Consider the following 15,775-nt stretch of genomic DNA (forward strand, 5'->3'; position numbering starts at 1 on the left):
CGCAGCGCCTCTCCGGCTGCTGCCCTCCCCCCCCGCCAACCGCCCGTACATACGATGCCCCGCCCGGTCCTTATCCCCTCGGCCACTGTCCCTGCCGCCTGCTGTCCCTGCCTCCCACACATACGGCGCCCGGTCCGGATCCGGCCCCGGTCCGCCCCATTCTCCCTATTCCCTTCGCTCCGTTCTCTCTTTATTCCGCCTCTTTTTCCCGCCTTCTCCTCCGCGCGTTTCCCTTTCCGAAAATATTTTCCACAGGAAATTTGTTTTATCGGAAAATAATTTCTACCTTTGTCCCGTTATCACTTACGAACAACGACGAGAACGCATGAAAAAACTGATGGCGGCCGCACTGGCCCTTCTGACGCTCACGGGCGTCTGCGAAGCGAAAGCGAATGACAACAAAAACCAGAAAACGAATATGAAAACGATCGCACTGAACAAGGCCGATTTCCTGAAGAAGGTGGCCGACTACGAAAACAATCCCGAAACGTGGAAATACCTCGGCGACAAGCCCGCGCTCATAGACTTCTACGCCACGTGGTGCGGCCCCTGCAAGGCGCTCGCTCCGGTGCTCGAGGAGCTGGCGGCCGAATACGGGGACCGGATCTACATCTACAAGATCAATACCGAGGAGAGCCAGGACCTCGCCGCGGCATTCGGCATCCGTTCGATTCCGACGCTGCTCTTCATCCCGCTCGAGGGCGATCCGCAGATGGCCGTCGGAGCCATGCCCAAAGCCACGCTGAAAGCCAATATCGACCGGATTCTGCTCGGCAAGTAACGATGGCGTTTACGATCGACCCCGGGCTATGCCCGCAGAACCACCGCTGCCCGCTCGTCGCGGCATGTCCCGCAGGGGCCATCTCGCAGGAAGGGTTCGCCCTTCCGGAGATCGACCCCGGGCGGTGCGTCGAATGCGGTCTGTGTGCGGCCGCCTGCGGCAGACAGGCCGTCCGCGAACGCAACTGACCCCGACCCAAGATGGAGCGACTTTGCAAGATACGCGACCTGCAACACGCCGTGGCCCGCTTCGAGGCGGCTTTCGAACGCCGCTACGGACTGTGCCTGAACGAAGGCATGACGCTCTGCACCCTCTCCAGAAGCGGGCGGCTCTGCCCGGGGGAGCTGGGCGAACGGTTGGGACTGACCCCCTCGAACACCTCGAAAGTGCTCCGCGCCGTCGAATCCAAAGGACTCGTGAAGCGCGAACCGGGCTGTGCGGACCGCCGGCAAATGTACTACTCGCTGACCGGGGAAGGGCGTGCGCTGCTGGCCGCGCTCGACTGCCGGGAGGTGGAGATTCCCCCGCTGCTGCGGGAGCTGCTCGGCGAGTGACCGCAGCCGCAAAGGCAGCTCCCTACCGCAGTCCGTCTCGGAACAATCCGCGAACGACGAAAAAAATCCGTACCTTTGCCGCATGGAACCGACCTCGCGCAAATACCTCTTTTTCGACCTCGACGGCACGCTGACCGACTCGATGCCGGGCATCGCGCGCGCCGTGCAGTACGCCCTGCGCCGTTTCGGAATCGACGTGCAGGACCTCGCCGCGCTCAAACCGTTCCTCGGTCCCCCGCTGCGCGACTCCTTCATGGAGTTCTACGGCATGAGCCCGGAGGAGGCCGACCGGGCGGTGGCCGTCTCGCGCGAATATTTCGTCCCGCGGGGCATGTTCGAGAACGAACTCTATCCCGGCATTCCGGAGCTGCTCGCCGCCACGGCGGCCGCCGGACGGGTGAACGTCATCGCCACGTCGAAACCCCAGCCTTTCGCCGAACGGATCGCCGCGCATTTCGGCATCGACCGCCACTTCCGCCTCATCAGCGGCAGCACGTTCGACGGCCGGCGGAAGACCAAGGCCGACGTCATCCGCCACGCCCTCTCCGCGCTCGGCATCGCCCCCGGCGAGGCGGTGATGATCGGCGACCGCCGCCACGACGTCGAGGGAGCCGCCGAGGAGGGGCTCCCCGCCATTGCGGTGGAATGGGGTTACGCACCGCCGGGCGAGCTGGAGGCGGCCCGCCCGCTACGGATCGTCCCCGACGTCGAAACACTGCGCCGCCTGCTGCTCGGGAACGAATAAGCGATTGTTTTTCAACGAGATATTCCGCCCCGACTATAATCCGAAACCACACCCGTTCGGGGGGGGGCGGCTTCTTATTGATTTTCGATAAAAAATAATTGTTTTTCATTTTTTATTCATTATCTTTGTTGCCGGGGATTCCGGGCGGAGTGACAAATCGTCACATTCGCCGCAAAACAGGACGACGAACAGCGCAAAGACGATGATCAAACTGGAAAATATCAACAAGACCTACAACAACGGCTCGCCGCTGCACGTGCTCAAGGGCATCGACCTCGAGGTGGAGAAGGGCGAGCTGGTGTCGATCATGGGCGCCTCGGGATCGGGCAAATCGACCCTGCTGAACATTCTCGGCATTCTGGACGACTACGACAGCGGCAGCTACTACCTCGCCGGACGGCTCATCAAGGGACTGTCGGAGACGCAGGCCGCCGCCGCCCGCAACAACATGATCGGATATATCTTCCAGTCGTTCAACCTCATCAGCTACAAGAACGCCGTCGAGAACGTCGCCCTGCCGCTCTACTACCAGGGCGTCGCACGGCGCAAACGCAACGCCCTGGCGCTCGAATACCTCGACATGCTGGGACTGCGCGACTGGGCCGAACACATGCCCAACGAGATGTCGGGCGGGCAGAAGCAGCGCGTGGCCATCGCGCGGGCGCTCATCAACAAGCCGCAGATCATCCTGGCCGACGAGCCTACGGGCGCCCTCGACAGCAAGACCTCGCAGGAGGTGATGAACCTGCTGCGCAGGGTGAACGTCGATATGGGCATGACGATCATCTGCGTCACGCACGAACAGTCGATCGCCGACCAGACCGACAAGATCATCCGCCTGCGCGACGGCGTCATCAGCAGCATCACCGAAACCGGGCTGGGACAACGATGAGGGAGCTGCTGCTGGAAATATGGACTTCGGTGCGCCGGAACAAGCTGCGCACGTTCCTCACGGGCTTTTCGGTCGCGTGGGGCATTTTCATGCTCGTCATTCTGCTCGGATCGGGCAACGGGCTCAAGAACGGTGTCGAATCCAATTTCGGCGACTACGCCACCAACTCGATCGACCTCTACGGCGGCTGGACCTCGAAACCGTGGGAAGGCTACGACCGCAACCGCCGCATCCGCCTGACGAACCGGGACCTCGAAATCCTCGAACGGGAGTTCCCCGAAGTCGAGCAGGTCGCCGCCAACACGTGGCTCTCGTCGAAAAAGATCGCCTACGAGGGGGAGTTCATGGACGTCTCGCTGCGCGGCTCGCTCCCGGAAGTGGCCCGGATCGAAGGCATCAAGGTCGCCAGGGGGCGTTTCATCAACGACGCGGACATCCGCGACTACCGCAAGTCGGCGCTCATCGACGAGGCGACGTCGCTCGTGCTGTTCAAGGGAGCCGACCCGCTGGGCAAGTTCATCCGCGTGGACAGCCTCACGTTCAAGATCGTCGGAGTCACGCAGGGCGACGCCATGCGCAACAACGCCGTCTGCATCATTCCCCTCTCCACCGGGCAGCTCATCTACAACGCCAACGAACCCTACGTGAACAACGCCATCATCACCGTGCGCGACATCCGCACCGACGCCGAGATGGAGGATTTCGAGAAGCGACTCACGGGCCGGCTGGCCGCCGAGCACCACTACGATCCGACGGACGAGAGCGCCATCTGGATCAATAACACGATGGAACGGTACAAGGACATGATGATCGTCTTCGGCGGCATCAACCTCTTCGTCTGGATCATCGGCCTCGGCACGCTGCTCGCGGGCATCGTCGGCGTGAGCAACATCATGCTGGTAACGGTGACCGAACGCACGGCCGAGTTCGGCATCCGCAAGGCGCTCGGCGCCAGGCCCCGGTCGATTATCCGGCTGATCCTCACCGAATCGGTGATGATCACCGCGGCCTTCGGATACATGGGTATGGTGCTCGGCGTGGCCGTGATGGAGGCGGTGAACTACTACCTGACACAAACTCCGGCCGACACGTCGGAGACGGGCTTCGCCCCGACGATCTTCCTCGATCCGACGCTCAATCTCGGCGTGGCGGTGAGCGCCACGGTCGTGCTCGTCATCGCGGGACTCATCGCCGGCTACGTCCCGGCCTACCGCGCCGCCCAACTGAAAACGATCGACGCCTTGCGCTATAACAAATAGAGAGACGATGGGATTCTTCGACACAGACCGCTGGAACGAAATCTGGCAGACGATCCGCCGGAACCGCAAGCGCAGCATCATGACGGCGCTGGGCGTCTTCTGGGGCATCTTCATGCTCACGGTGCTGCTGGGCGCCGGCATGGGGCTGGGACGCCTGTTCCGTGCGCAGTTGGGCGAAACCTCGACCAACACGGTGCTGATGAACCCCGGCCGCACGTCGGTCCCCTACAAGGGAATGCCCACGGGCCGGTGGTGGAACCTCGAGAACGACGACATCGCGGCCGTGAAGGAGCTTCCCGAAGTGAAATACGCCACGGGCATGGTGTGGGCCAGCCAGTTCTACGCCAGCCGCGGCGACCGCAAGGGAGAGTACGCCGTGATGGGCCACATGCCCGACTATCAGAAGATCAATCCCGAAAGGCTCCTCTTCGGCCGCTACATCAACGAGCTCGACATGGAGCGCAAGCGCAAGGTGTGCCTCATCGGCACGCAGATATGGAAAGACCTTTTCCCGGGCGGCGAAGACCCCACGGGCGAGATCATCACGTTGCAGGGCACGCAGTTCACGGTCATCGGCGTCCAGAAACGCCAGAGCCAAATGATGTCCTTCAGCGACGTCGAACGCACGATCGTCCTCCCCGCCACGCTCGTGCAGCAGATGTTCGGCATGGGCAGAACGATCCACATGCTCGCCGCCGTGGGCGGCAACGACGTGCCGCCCCGCGTACTGGAACGCGCCGTCAAGGAGCCCGTCTTCGCGCGCCACATCATCTCTCCGGACGACCCGAAGGCGGCCTGGGTGATGACCACCGCCGAGTTCATCACCAAGATCAACAGCCTCTTCCGGGGAATCGGTCTCCTGACGTGGATCGTCGGCCTCGGCACGCTGCTCGCAGGCATCGTCGGCGTGAGCAACATCATGCTGGTCCTCGTCAAGGAGCGCACGCAGGAAATCGGCATCCGCCGCGCGATCGGCGCGCCGCCGCGGGCCATCATTTCGCAGATACTCTCCGAAAGCTTCGTGCTGACCTTCATCGCCGGCGTGCTGGGCCTCACGGCCGCCGTGGGGCTGCTGTCGCTCGCCGACTCGATCTACTACCAGGCCGTCGTCGTCGCGCAGGACGGCACGAACGTCTCGTGGCAGATCTCCTTCCAGACGGGCATGCTCTCGCTGGCGATCCTCGTCGCGGGCAGCCTGCTGGCCGGAGTGATCCCCGCCAGCCGTGCGCTGAAGATCAAGGCCGTGGACGCCATCCGCGAAGAATAGGACGATACGAACGAAACAATACAATGCGATAAAGCTATGAAAAAAGTGCTGAAAATTCTCTCGGGCGTGCTCTTCGCCGCGCTGCTTGTCGGAACGTTCTGGTTCCTGTGGCGGAAAACCCGTCCGGTGAAGATCCTCTACGCCATCGTGCAGCCGGCGACGGACACGCTCAAACAGTACGTGGTGGCCACGGGCAAGGTCCAGCCCCGCGACGAGGTGGAGATCAAGCCCCAGATCTCGGGCATCATCTCCGACGTTTACAAGGAGGCCGGGGAGACGGTCCGCCAGGGCGAGGTGATCGCCACGGTGAAGGTCGTCCCGGAGATGGGCCAGTTGTCGAGCGCCGAATCGCGCGTCTCGGTGGCCGAAATATCGCTGGCGCAGGTGCGGCGCGAATACGACCGCACGGCGGCCCTGCACGAAAAGGGCATCGTCTCGGACGAGGAGACCGAGCAGAGCCGCACGGAGCTGGCGAAGGCCGAGGAGGAGCTGCGCAACGCACAGGAGAATCTCGAAATCGTCAAGGAGGGCATCGCCAGCCGCTTCGCCGAGCTGAGCAACACGCAGATCCGATCGACGATCGACGGCATGATCCTCGACGTGCCGATCAAGGTCGGCAACTCGGTGATCCAGGCCAACACGTTCAACGACGGCACGACGATCGCCACGGTGGCCGACATGTCGAACATGCAGTTCCAGGGCAACGTGGACGAGACGGACGTGGGCAAGCTGCACGAGGGAATGCCCGTGCAGCTGACCATCGGCGCCCTGCAGAACGTCGAACTGGACGCCCGGCTCGAATACGTCGCCCCGAAATCCACCGAGAGCAACGGCGTGATCCTCTTCGAGGTGAAGGCCGCCGTCGAGATTCCCGAAGGGGTCTTCGTGCGCGCCGGGTACAGCGCCAACGCCAGCGTCGTGATCCGGAGCCGCGAAGGGGTGCTGACCCTGCCCGAAGGGTGCGTGGAGTTCGAGGAGGGCAAGACCTACGTGCAGGTGCTCACCGGCCCCGAGGACGCCGAGGAGCAGACCTTCGAACGGCGCGAAGTGAAGGTCGGGCTTTCGGACGGAGTGAACATCGAAATCACCGAGGGCGTGACCGCCGACGACAAGGTCCGCGGCGCGCGCATCGACCAGAAATAACCGCGACCAAACGACTTTCCGCAAGATGAAAACAGGCATCATTCCCATACTCCCGCTCCGCAGCCGGCGCAGCGCATCCGGGCCGTTCCGCAGCGATCGCCGGAGTTCCGGCCGCGGACGGCTCCTGGCCCTCCTCGCACTGGGCCTCGCCGCCCTGCCGTCCGTGCCGCTCCGCGCGCAGACCGCCCCGGCGGAACCGACCGGACAGCCGGAAGCCGCCGTTCCGGCCCCGGGCGAACCGTGGACGCTCGAGGCGTGCATCCGCTACGCCCAGCAGCACAACACCGAGGTGCAGCAGCGCGCCCTCGAGGTCGAACGCAACGACATCGAGCTTTCGACGGCCCGTTACAGCCGGCTCCCCGACCTGAACGCCTCGCTGGGCGGCGACGCCTCGTTCGGCCGGGCGCTCACGAGCGACAACACCTACCGTGACAACAACCAGACCTCGGGATCGCTGAACGTCTCGGCCTCGATGCCGCTCTTCCAGGGCATGCGCATCAACCACCAGATCAAGGCCGGGAAATTAGACCTCGCGGCCGCCGTGCAGGACCTCGAACGCATCCGCGAGGACGTGGCGATCAACGTCATGACGCTTTACCTCCAGGTGCTCTACTACAAGGAGCTGGTCGGCGTCTCCCGGCGGCAACTCGAACTGAGCACCCTCCAGGCCGAACGCAGCCGGGGGCTGGCTGCCGAGGGCAAAGAGCCCGAATCGGCCGTCTATGAAAGCGAAGCACTCGCCGCCAACGACCGCATGACCCTCACGCAGACGCGCAACGAACTGCAACTGGCCCTGCTCGACCTGAGCCAGGCGCTCAACCGCGAAAGCGCCGCAGGCTTCGACGTCGTCTTCCCCGAGCTGGACAGCCTCACGATCGAGACGCTGCACCGCACGGCGGGGTCCGTCGATGCGGTTTACGCCTATGCGGCCGAGAACCGGCCCCACATCAAGGCCGAGCGGCTGCGCCTCGGCAGTTCGGAGCACGCCGTGGACATCGCCCGGTCGGCACTCTACCCGTCGCTCTCGCTCTCGGGCGGCTACGGCACGGGAGTTTACAGCGCCGACGACTCGAAATTCTGGGCCCAGATTCGCCACAACAGCCGCGAATACGTGGGGCTGTCGCTCGGCATTCCGATCTTCAACCGCCGCGCCTCGCGCAACAACGTCCGCACGGCGAAGATCGCCGTCCGCAACCAGCAACTGGCCGTGACGGCCGCCGAACAGGCCCTGCGCAAGGAGATCGAGCAGGCGTGGTACTACGCCGACGCCGCCTACGCCAAATACCTCTCGGCCGCCGCCGCGCTGGCTTCGGCCGAGGTGGCTTTCCGCTACGAGGAGCAGAAGGCCGCGGCGGGCCGCTCGACCGTCTTCGATTTCAGCGACGCCAAGACGCGCATGGAGAAGGCTGCCTCGGAAGCCGTGCAGGCCAAATACGAGTTCGTCTTCCGCGCCAAGATTCTGGACTACTACCGCGGCGAGCCATTGCGGCTCTGACCCGGTGTCCGAACCCGGCTCCGGCGTCCGAACGGAACGGCGGCGGGAAGGCGCCCGAAGAGGCTTCCCGCCGCCGTCTTCACCGTTGCAGATCACCTGTCACCGACTGCGGCCGCATTCCTCCGCCCCCGCTTCCGGCGGATCGCGGCACGTCCGGGAGGCCCGCGATGCAAATTTCCGCGCCGAAAGGCGGCAATCCCGAAAATTTGACCTACTTTTGCAGCGGTTAGCACGCACAAGGTTAGGATGGAATGGCTTAAAGATCTGCTCGTCGAGCATTCGGCCCTACAGGCCGTCGTGGTGATTTCGCTCATCTCGACAATCGGCATCGGACTGGGAAAAATCCGGTTCTTCGGCATCTCGCTCGGCACGGCCTTCATCTTCTTCGTGGGCATTCTGGCCGGGCACTTCGGACTGTCGCTCGACCCGGCGATGCTCACCTATGCCGAGGATTTCGGCCTCATCATCTTCGTCTATGCCCTCGGCCTGCAGGTCGGCCCGGGCTTTTTCAGCTCGATGCGCGCCGACGGACTGCGGCTGGTCTCCCCGGCCATCGCCGTCGTACTCGCTGGAACGGCGCTGGCCGTGGCCCTGAGCTACGCCTTCGGGATTCCGATGCCCGACATGTCGGGTATCCTCTGCGGCGCCACGACCAACACCCCGGCACTCGGCGCGGCGCAGCAGACCCTCCAGCAGGCGGGGCTCGATGCCAACGGCGCGGCGCTGAGCTGCGCGGTGACCTATCCGCTGGGGGTCGTGGGCGTCATCTTGGCGATCGTCACCCTGCGCAAACTCTTCGTCCGCCCGGCGGACATGCCGGGACCCGACGCCGAGCACAAGAAGAACCTCTTCATCGCCAGCTACCACCTCACGAATCCCGCCGTCTTCGGCAAGAGCATCCACGACATCGCCGCCGAGAGCCACCACCACTTCGTCATCTCGCGCCTCTGGCGCAACGGACAGGTCTCGATTCCCACGTCGGACAGGCAGTTGCAACGCGACGACGTCATTCTGGTCATCACCAACCGCGACGAGGCCGACGCCCTGCGGCTCATCTTCGGCGAACAGGAGCAGAAGGACTGGAACACGGAGAACATCGACTGGAACTCGGTGGACGGACAGCTCATGTCGCAGCGCATCCTGGTGACGCGCCCCGAAATCAACGGCAAGAAGCTCTCGGCACTGCGCCTGCGCAACAACTACGGCATCAACATCAGCCGCGTTTACCGTTCGGGCGTGCAGTTGCTCGCCACGCCCGACCTGAGACTGCAACTGGGCGACCGCCTGACGGTCGTGGGCGAGGCGCAGGCGATCCGCAACGTCGAGAAGATCCTCGGCAACGCCGTGAAGAGCCTCAACGAACCGAACCTCGCGGCGGTTTTCATCGGCCTGATCCTCGGCCTCACGCTCGGAAGCATCCCGATCGCCGTGCCGGGCGTCTCGATCCCCGTGAAACTGGGACTGGCGGGCGGCCCGATCATCGTGGGCATTCTCATCGGCACGTTCGGCCCCCGGATGCACATGATTACCTATACCACGCAGAGCGCCAACCTCATGCTGCGCGCGCTGGGGCTCTCGATGTACCTCGCCTGTCTGGGCCTCGACGCCGGGGCGCACTTCTTCGAAACCGTCATGCGGCCCGAAGGCATTCTCTGGCTGGGCGTGGGCTTCGTGCTGACGTTCGTCCCGGTCGTCATGGTGGGTCTGCCGGCGATGCGGCTGCTGAAGGTCGATTTCGGCTCCGTAGCGGGACTGCTGTGCGGCAGCATGGCCAACCCCATGGCCCTCAACTACGCCAACGACACCATCGAAGGCGACAATCCGTCGGTCTCCTACGCCACGGTCTATCCCGTCTGCATGTTCCTGCGCGTGATCGTCATCCAGATCACGCTCATGCTTTTCATCTGACCGCAGCAGAGCCGGGGTTTTCCGTCCCCGGAGCCGCCGCCGGTTCCGCATTCTCCGCAGCGGCCGGAGCCGCCGCCTGCCCTTTCCCCGCCGCATCCGCAGCGGTTCCCGCAGCGGCCGGAGCCGCAAATCCCGGCCGGCCGAGCGCCGCCACGTCGTTGCCCGACGGATTCTGAAACACCCTCAGGTCGAAAGCCGGAATCACCGCCAGCACATGATCGAAGACGTCGGACTGAATCCCTTCGTAATCCTCCCACACCACGGTATCGGTAAAGAAATAGAGCTGCATCGGAAGCCCCGTCTCCGTGGGCTGCATCTGCCGCACCATCAGCGTCATGCTCCGGTTCACCGGAACCTCCTGCCGCAGGTAGCGGACCAGATAGGCGCGGAAAACGCCCAGATTGGTCTGGTGCAGGCCGTTGATCCTCCGCTCGCCCGGGCCGATGCCGTGCGCGGCGTTGTAGGCTTCGATGCGCCGCTCCGTTTCGTCGATATACTCCCGGACGAGGTCGATCTCCCGGTAACGCGCCAGCATCTCCGGCGTGCAGAACCTGACGCTCGTCATGTCGATCGACACCGAACGCATCACGCGGCGGCCGCCCGAGAGCTGCATGCCGCGCCAGTTCTGGAACGAATCGGAGGTGAGCAGGTAGGGAGGCAGCATGACGATCGTATTGTCCCAGTTGCGGATCTTCACGGTCGTAAGCGACACCTCCTCCACCGTGCCGTCCGCCCCGTACTTCGGCACGGAAATCCAGTCGCCGACCTGCAACATGTCGTTGGCCGAGAGCTGGATGCCCGACACGAACCCCAGGATGCTGTCGCGGAAGATCAGCATGACGATGGCCGCCGAAGCGCCCAGCCCGGTCAGCAGGATCGCCGGGGACTTGCCGATCAGGATGGACACGACGAGAATCGTACAGACCAGCAGCGCGATGCCCTGCGCCGTCTGCCGCAGTCCCTTGATGGGCTTGTTCTGCCAGGCGGGGCGCGATGCGGCGATACGGAAGGCGGCATAGAGCAGCGCGTCGATGAAGCGGAAGACCGAAATGACGACATAGGACTGCATGAGGCGCATCACGACGACGCGCGCGCCGGAACGCTCCTCGAACACGATCGGGAGCACGACGGCCAGCAGCACGGCGCTCAGAATGTGACAGGCGCAGCGCAGCACCCGGACGCTGAACAGCGTGTCGTCCCACACGGCGCGCGTACGCGCCACGAGCCGCCGCACGCCGCGGACGATGACCAGCCGGCAGGCGAAATCGAACAGTACGACGAAGAGCAGCACCAGCAGAAAGGCGATCCAGCGATCCCACCCTCCGGTGTCCGACGTGACCCCCAGCCACCCGAGCAGCAGGTCGGTCCAATGCTTGAGTAAGTTCCGCATACCGGAGGAACCCGCAAAATCCGGGCCGCCCCGTGCCGAGCTATCCGAGAATCAGCGCCGCCTCGCTCTCGAAATTGGGGGTGAAGACACCCTTGCCGAGCGAAGCGCGAATCTCCCCGGGCGTCCAGAAACGGCCGCCGTCCAGCTCGTCGCTGGGGAAGATCGCCCCGTCGTACACCGCGCGGTGAACATAGACCAGTTCCCGCTCGCGGTCCGAACGGAACGGATAGACGGCGATGCGGAACGGTGAGAACTCCGTAATGCCCAGCTCCTCGCGCACTTCGCGGCGCAAGGCCTCCTCCACCGTTTCGCCCCAGTCCACATGACCCCCGACGGCCGTATCCCAGCGTCCGGGCTGAATGTCCTTCCACACCGGACGCCGCTGAAGGTAAAGTTCGCCGCGCGAATTGAACAGGTGCAGGTGCACCACCGGATGCAGCAGCATCGACCCGCCGTGGCACTCGCGGCGCGTGGCCCGGCCCACGACACGCCCCGTCTCGTCCACCACGGGAAAAAGCTCCCCGCCGTCGTCGCGGCACGCGGCGGCTTCCGGCCGCACCCTGTCATCGCACAGCATGACGGGGGTATTTTTTCAGGTAGATGAGCACGGTCAGCATGCCGACGAAGACGAACGCCGCGCCGGGCAGCGCCGTATAACGGTAGTCCAGCCCCCGTTCGATCGGCAGTCCGCCGCAGTAGGCCCCGAGCGCATTGCCCAGGTTGAAGGCCACCTGCACGAGGGCCGCACCGAGCATCTCCCCGCCGCGCGAGTTCTCGAGAATCAACAACTGCTGCGGCGACGACACGCAGAAAAGGCAGGCGGCCGTCAGGCACATGAGCGCCAGCGAGAGGTCGCGGACCTGCGCGCCGAAGAAGATGGCGAGCAGCGCGAGGCACGCCACGCCGAGCGTGCAGCAGACGACCCGCTCGGGCGTGAAACGGTCGGCATAGCGGCCGCCCACGATATTGCCCGCGAACATGCCGAAACCCGCCAGCATGACGACGAGCGTCAGATCGTCCGCCGCGAAGCCCGAGGTGCGGACCATGAGCGGGCCGACATAGCTGTACCAGCAGAAGATGCCGCCGTTGCCGAGCATCACCGAGAGGAGCACCAGCCACGGCGCGAGGCTCCGCAGGAAGCGGAACTGCCCCCGCAGCCCCGTGTCGGGAAGCGCCGGCAGCGCAGGGACCCACATGCGGATCAGCAGCAGGGCGACGGCGCCCCACACGGCGACGATGGCGAACGTGGCGCGCCATGTCAGCGCATGGCTGATATAGGTTCCCAGCGGCACGCCGAAGAGATTGGCGACGGTCATGCCGACGATCATGACCGACACGGCCCCGGCGCGTTTCCCGGGGGCGGCGACCCGTTCGGCGACGATGGACCCCACGCCGAAGAAGGCGCCGTGGGGCAGTCCCGAGACGAAGCGCATGGCCATCAGCGTCCAATAGTTCGGGGCGGCGGCCGCGCAGAGGTTGCCCGCGACGATCAGCCCGGCGAGCACCAGCAGAATGTGTTTCAGCGGACGCGTGCGGGCCACGAGCACCGTGAGCGGCGCCCCGAAGCAGACTCCCAGCGCATAGGCCGAGATCAGATGCCCCGCCTCGGGGATCGAGACGCCGAGGCTCAGGGCGATGTCGGGCAGAATGCCCATCATGACAAATTCGGACATACCGAGCGCCAGCGTACCGAACGCCAGCGCGACAAGACTTTTCTTCATCGGGAAAGAATCTGAAACCTGACTTTTCAACCGGCTGCAAAAGTAGTACAAAAACGGCGGAAAGCGCAACGCTTTCCGCCGTTTTTTCCCGGACCGCCACCGGAATACCCCGTCTCCTCAGGGACTCCCGCCCCGCAGGACCGGCACACCGGCCGCAGCCGGACGTCAGAGCCGCGGGCCCGATTCGCGGGGCTGCCCCACCTCGAAACCCAGCGCACGCATCCACTCCACGGTGGCCGCATCGACCTGGTCGTTCCGGTCGGCCCAGCGTCCGGCTTCGGTCAGCTCCCGTTTGCGCACCTCGAGCGCCTGCCGCAGCGGGAAATCCGGCCGCCGCAACCGCGAACGCACGGCACGCTCCGAGGGGCGCACCCGCCGGCCGAAGACCTCGCGCTGCGTCGGGCGCCGGGCACCCTCCCACTTGAATCCCTTCAGATAAAGCTCTCGGTCGGGCGCCAGCTTGGGCAGCGGCGTGATATGCCAGACGGGCTCCTGACGGTAGGTGATCTGCACCACCTGCTTGCCCTCGATATAGAACGAGCAGTCGCCGCTCTCGATGAAACCGACGTCGGTGATCTCGGGCGGCTCGCCGTCCTGCATGTAGTAGATCGTCTGCACGTTGCCGTTCACGTCGTTGCGGTAAATCTCGTTGTCGCGGAACCATGCGGTCATCTCCTTGCCCGCCACCTGGTTGTAGTGCAGCGTATCGAGCTGCGACGACATGATCGGGCTTCCCACGCACTCGGCGCGCGCGAGCTGCTGCCGCTCGGTATAGACGTCGATGACGTCGGACGTGATCTGATTGCCCTGATTCCACAGCACGGGGTTGATATAGAGGTGAATCGTCGAATCGGTGCTGATGGCCGTCATCGAGTCGCAGACCGCCTGGAAATCGGAACGGTAGATCCGCACGTCGCGGTAGCCCTTCAGCAGCCGGTAGATCGAATCCCGCAGCGGCTCCTGTCCGAGCGAATCGGCCGCCGCGAGCGAGTCGGCCCCGACGGCCAGCGAGTCGCGGGCGAGCGAATCGGCGGCCAGATGCAGCGAATCCTGCTCGACGGCATTGCGCCCCAGCAGCGAATCCAGCTCGCGCAGCTCAGTGGAATCGACCTCGATGCGTTTCCCCTTCCGCGCCGCACGGGCCTGCCGCGCCTTCAGTTTCGATTCGGCCTTGAGCCGCCGGGCCGCGAGGCGCTTCTCCTCGCGCTCCTTCTGCGCCAGCAGTTTGGCCGTCGCCTTCTCCTGCCGCGCCGCGGCGATCTCCTCGAGCTTCTTCTTCCGCGCTTCGGCCTTGGCCGCCTTCTCCCGGGCTTTGGCCTGCCGCGCCTGTTCCTTCAGATAGGCTTTCCGGGCATCCCCCGTCAGCGTGTCGAGCGGATTGACGGCCGGCGTCCGCAACGAATCCGGCGCGCTCCGCAGCGAGTCGGGCAACGTCTCCGCCGCCAGCGAATCGGGCCGTCCGGCAACGGCCGCCGCAGATTCCGCGGCACGGCGCAACGAATCGCCGCCGATTCCCGCGGGATGCGCTCCGTCCGTCTGCCCGGCTTCGGGGTGCGGCGCGGCCGACACCGAATCGGCCGGCGGAATCTCCCCCGCCGCGCGGGCCAGCGAATCGGCGGCGCGCCGTTCGGCAGCACGCCGCTCGGCCGCCTCGTTGATCGTGAAGAGAAACATCGAATCGGAACGCATGAAGAGCGAGTCGCCCTGCGAGAGGTCGTAGCTCACCACCGCCGGATCGCGTGTCAGCAGCGCATTGCCCGGCTCCTTCCAGTATTCGCCGTAATCGCCGAAGGCCAGCACCTTGTGCTCCGTGTCGTCGATCTGCACGTCCCGCCGCAAGATCACGTGGTTGCGCGGACGGTAGAAGTCGATGCTGTCGCTCCACATCTCCTGCTTTTCGGTCAGCACGTAGCCGTTGCGAGTGACCAGATAGAGCGTGTCGAGCTTCTCGTAGGCCCCGCGGTCGGCATAGAGGTAGTCGCCGTCGCGGTTCCAGATATTCGTGCGTTCGTAGAAAAAGGCGTTGTCGGTGGCCATGTTATAGACCACCGAGTCGCCCCTGAGTTCGTACTCGTCGTTGCGCATCTCCACCCGCTCCACGGCCACCAGCTCCTTCGCATCGGCATAGTAGTAGCCGCGGACCGCCTCGAGCAGATTCTCGCGGTTCGTGAGCACGCCGCCCCGGTCGAACCGCCCCACGTTGGTCTTCGTATTGAACCGGAAATCGTAGGTGTAGAGCGTGGCGTCGCCGTCGATGACCTTCACGATGTCGGAATAGACCCGCGCCTCGTTCAGGTCGCCGTCGTATTCGGCCCGGTCGCCGTAGATATAGGTCGTATTCTTGTTGATGAGCACGTTGCCGAAGAACTCGATGCGCATGTCCGAATAGCGCACCGCCGAGTCGCACGTGATGACGGCCCCGTTGTGCTGCGCGGCGAAATTCCCCACCAGGAAGACCACCGAATCGCCCGGGGCCACGGGCCCCATGAGGTCCGACTTGAGGTCGATGAGTTTCTTCCCGCCCTCCTCCGGGGCAGGCTGCCGCATACCGCTGCGCGCGGCGAACACCCCCGCGACGGCCAATGCCGCAACCGCTATGGAGACGATCCTGCGCACCGGA

The 15,775-nt window shown here is 64.7% G+C and carries 14 protein-coding genes; 10 read left to right on the plus strand and 4 right to left on the minus strand.

Annotated elements, in window-relative coordinates:
- Nucleotides 1-325 precede the first annotated feature (325 nt).
- The 10 genes from trxA to KB554_RS03185 all read left to right on the plus strand — a co-directional run bounded on the left by trxA (nucleotide 326) and on the right by KB554_RS03185 (nucleotide 10,044).
- Entirely contained in the window at nucleotides 326-781 is a 456-nt protein-coding gene (trxA, locus tag KB554_RS03140; RefSeq protein WP_211034968.1) for a thioredoxin, read from the plus strand.
- Between the two features lie 2 nt (nucleotides 782-783).
- Entirely contained in the window at nucleotides 784-969 is a 186-nt protein-coding gene (locus KB554_RS03145) for a 4Fe-4S binding protein (protein ID WP_141427952.1), read from the plus strand.
- 12 nt (nucleotides 970-981) lie between these two features.
- Nucleotides 982-1,335 (plus strand): MarR family transcriptional regulator, encoded by a 354-nt coding sequence (locus KB554_RS03150; RefSeq protein ID WP_141427953.1) that lies wholly within the window; start codon nucleotides 982-984, stop codon nucleotides 1,333-1,335.
- Nucleotides 1,336-1,417: 82 nt separating this feature from the next.
- Nucleotides 1,418-2,080, plus strand: a complete 663-nt coding sequence (locus KB554_RS03155; protein ID WP_211034969.1) for an HAD family hydrolase — start codon at nucleotides 1,418-1,420, stop codon at nucleotides 2,078-2,080.
- Between the two features lie 202 nt (nucleotides 2,081-2,282).
- Entirely contained in the window at nucleotides 2,283-2,972 is a 690-nt protein-coding gene (locus KB554_RS03160) for an ABC transporter ATP-binding protein (RefSeq protein WP_211034970.1), read from the plus strand.
- A complete protein-coding gene (locus tag KB554_RS03165; RefSeq protein WP_211034971.1) occupies nucleotides 2,969-4,231 on the plus strand; it encodes an ABC transporter permease in 1,263 nt (420 codons plus the stop codon). The genes KB554_RS03160 and KB554_RS03165 overlap by 4 nt, the downstream gene beginning before the upstream one ends.
- Before the next feature lie 7 nt (nucleotides 4,232-4,238).
- Complete coding sequence (locus KB554_RS03170) at nucleotides 4,239-5,498, plus strand: ABC transporter permease (protein WP_211034972.1); 1,260 nt, start codon at nucleotides 4,239-4,241, stop codon at nucleotides 5,496-5,498.
- Between the two features lie 36 nt (nucleotides 5,499-5,534).
- Entirely contained in the window at nucleotides 5,535-6,641 is a 1,107-nt protein-coding gene (locus KB554_RS03175) for an efflux RND transporter periplasmic adaptor subunit (protein ID WP_211034973.1), read from the plus strand.
- Nucleotides 6,642-6,666: 25 nt separating this feature from the next.
- Nucleotides 6,667-8,136: a TolC family protein gene (locus tag KB554_RS03180; protein ID WP_211034974.1), complete on the plus strand. Its 1,470-nt coding sequence runs from the start codon at nucleotides 6,667-6,669 to the stop codon at nucleotides 8,134-8,136.
- Nucleotides 8,137-8,382: 246 nt separating this feature from the next.
- Nucleotides 8,383-10,044, plus strand: coding sequence for a putative transporter (locus KB554_RS03185; protein ID WP_141427960.1), 1,662 nt, complete (start codon nucleotides 8,383-8,385; stop codon nucleotides 10,042-10,044).
- On the opposite strand, the gene KB554_RS03190 is transcribed toward KB554_RS03185, so the two are convergent.
- The 4 genes from KB554_RS03190 to KB554_RS03205 form a co-directional block, all read right to left on the minus strand.
- On the minus strand, nucleotides 10,037-11,434 hold the full coding sequence (locus KB554_RS03190; RefSeq protein ID WP_211034975.1) for a mechanosensitive ion channel domain-containing protein: 1,398 nt from the start codon (nucleotides 11,432-11,434) through the stop codon (nucleotides 10,037-10,039). The genes KB554_RS03185 and KB554_RS03190 overlap by 8 nt on opposite strands.
- A gap of 40 nt (nucleotides 11,435-11,474) precedes the next feature.
- The gene (locus KB554_RS03195; protein WP_211034976.1) at nucleotides 11,475-12,011 is read right to left on the minus strand and encodes an NUDIX domain-containing protein; all 537 of its coding nucleotides are present in this window, start codon (nucleotides 12,009-12,011) and stop codon (nucleotides 11,475-11,477) included.
- Nucleotides 11,998-13,155, minus strand: coding sequence for an MFS transporter AraJ (araJ, locus tag KB554_RS03200; RefSeq protein ID WP_211034977.1), 1,158 nt, complete (start codon nucleotides 13,153-13,155; stop codon nucleotides 11,998-12,000). Before araJ ends, KB554_RS03195 begins: the two co-directional genes overlap by 14 nt.
- Nucleotides 13,156-13,320: 165 nt before the next feature.
- Nucleotides 13,321-15,771, minus strand: coding sequence for an OstA-like protein (locus KB554_RS03205; RefSeq protein ID WP_211034978.1), 2,451 nt, complete (start codon nucleotides 15,769-15,771; stop codon nucleotides 13,321-13,323).
- Nucleotides 15,772-15,775 lie beyond the last annotated feature (4 nt).

The sequence above is a fragment of the Alistipes sp. Marseille-P2263 genome, assembly GCF_018101075.1.
In the GTDB taxonomy this organism is placed as follows: Bacteria; Bacteroidota; Bacteroidia; order Bacteroidales; family Rikenellaceae; genus Alistipes; species Alistipes dispar.

What these genes read in the sequence shown, in the direction of transcription:
- KB554_RS03180 (WP_211034974.1), top strand. Translation starts at nt 6,667, where the DNA reads ATGAAAACAGGCATCATTCCCATACTCCCGCTCCGCAGCCGGCGCAGC.
- KB554_RS03165 (WP_211034971.1), top strand. Translation starts at nt 2,969, where the DNA reads ATGAGGGAGCTGCTGCTGGAAATATGGACTTCGGTGCGCCGGAACAAG.
- trxA (WP_211034968.1), top strand. Translation starts at nt 326, where the DNA reads ATGAAAAAACTGATGGCGGCCGCACTGGCCCTTCTGACGCTCACGGGC.
- KB554_RS03155 (WP_211034969.1), top strand. Translation starts at nt 1,418, where the DNA reads ATGGAACCGACCTCGCGCAAATACCTCTTTTTCGACCTCGACGGCACG.
- KB554_RS03185 (WP_141427960.1), top strand. Translation starts at nt 8,383, where the DNA reads ATGGAATGGCTTAAAGATCTGCTCGTCGAGCATTCGGCCCTACAGGCC.
- KB554_RS03190 (WP_211034975.1), bottom strand. Translation starts at nt 11,434, where the DNA reads ATGCGGAACTTACTCAAGCATTGGACCGACCTGCTGCTCGGGTGGCTG.
- KB554_RS03150 (WP_141427953.1), top strand. Translation starts at nt 982, where the DNA reads ATGGAGCGACTTTGCAAGATACGCGACCTGCAACACGCCGTGGCCCGC.
- KB554_RS03175 (WP_211034973.1), top strand. Translation starts at nt 5,535, where the DNA reads ATGAAAAAAGTGCTGAAAATTCTCTCGGGCGTGCTCTTCGCCGCGCTG.
- KB554_RS03170 (WP_211034972.1), top strand. Translation starts at nt 4,239, where the DNA reads ATGGGATTCTTCGACACAGACCGCTGGAACGAAATCTGGCAGACGATC.
- araJ (WP_211034977.1), bottom strand. Translation starts at nt 13,155, where the DNA reads ATGAAGAAAAGTCTTGTCGCGCTGGCGTTCGGTACGCTGGCGCTCGGT.
- KB554_RS03160 (WP_211034970.1), top strand. Translation starts at nt 2,283, where the DNA reads ATGATCAAACTGGAAAATATCAACAAGACCTACAACAACGGCTCGCCG.
- KB554_RS03195 (WP_211034976.1), bottom strand. Translation starts at nt 12,011, where the DNA reads ATGCTGTGCGATGACAGGGTGCGGCCGGAAGCCGCCGCGTGCCGCGAC.
- KB554_RS03145 (WP_141427952.1), top strand. Translation starts at nt 784, where the DNA reads ATGGCGTTTACGATCGACCCCGGGCTATGCCCGCAGAACCACCGCTGC.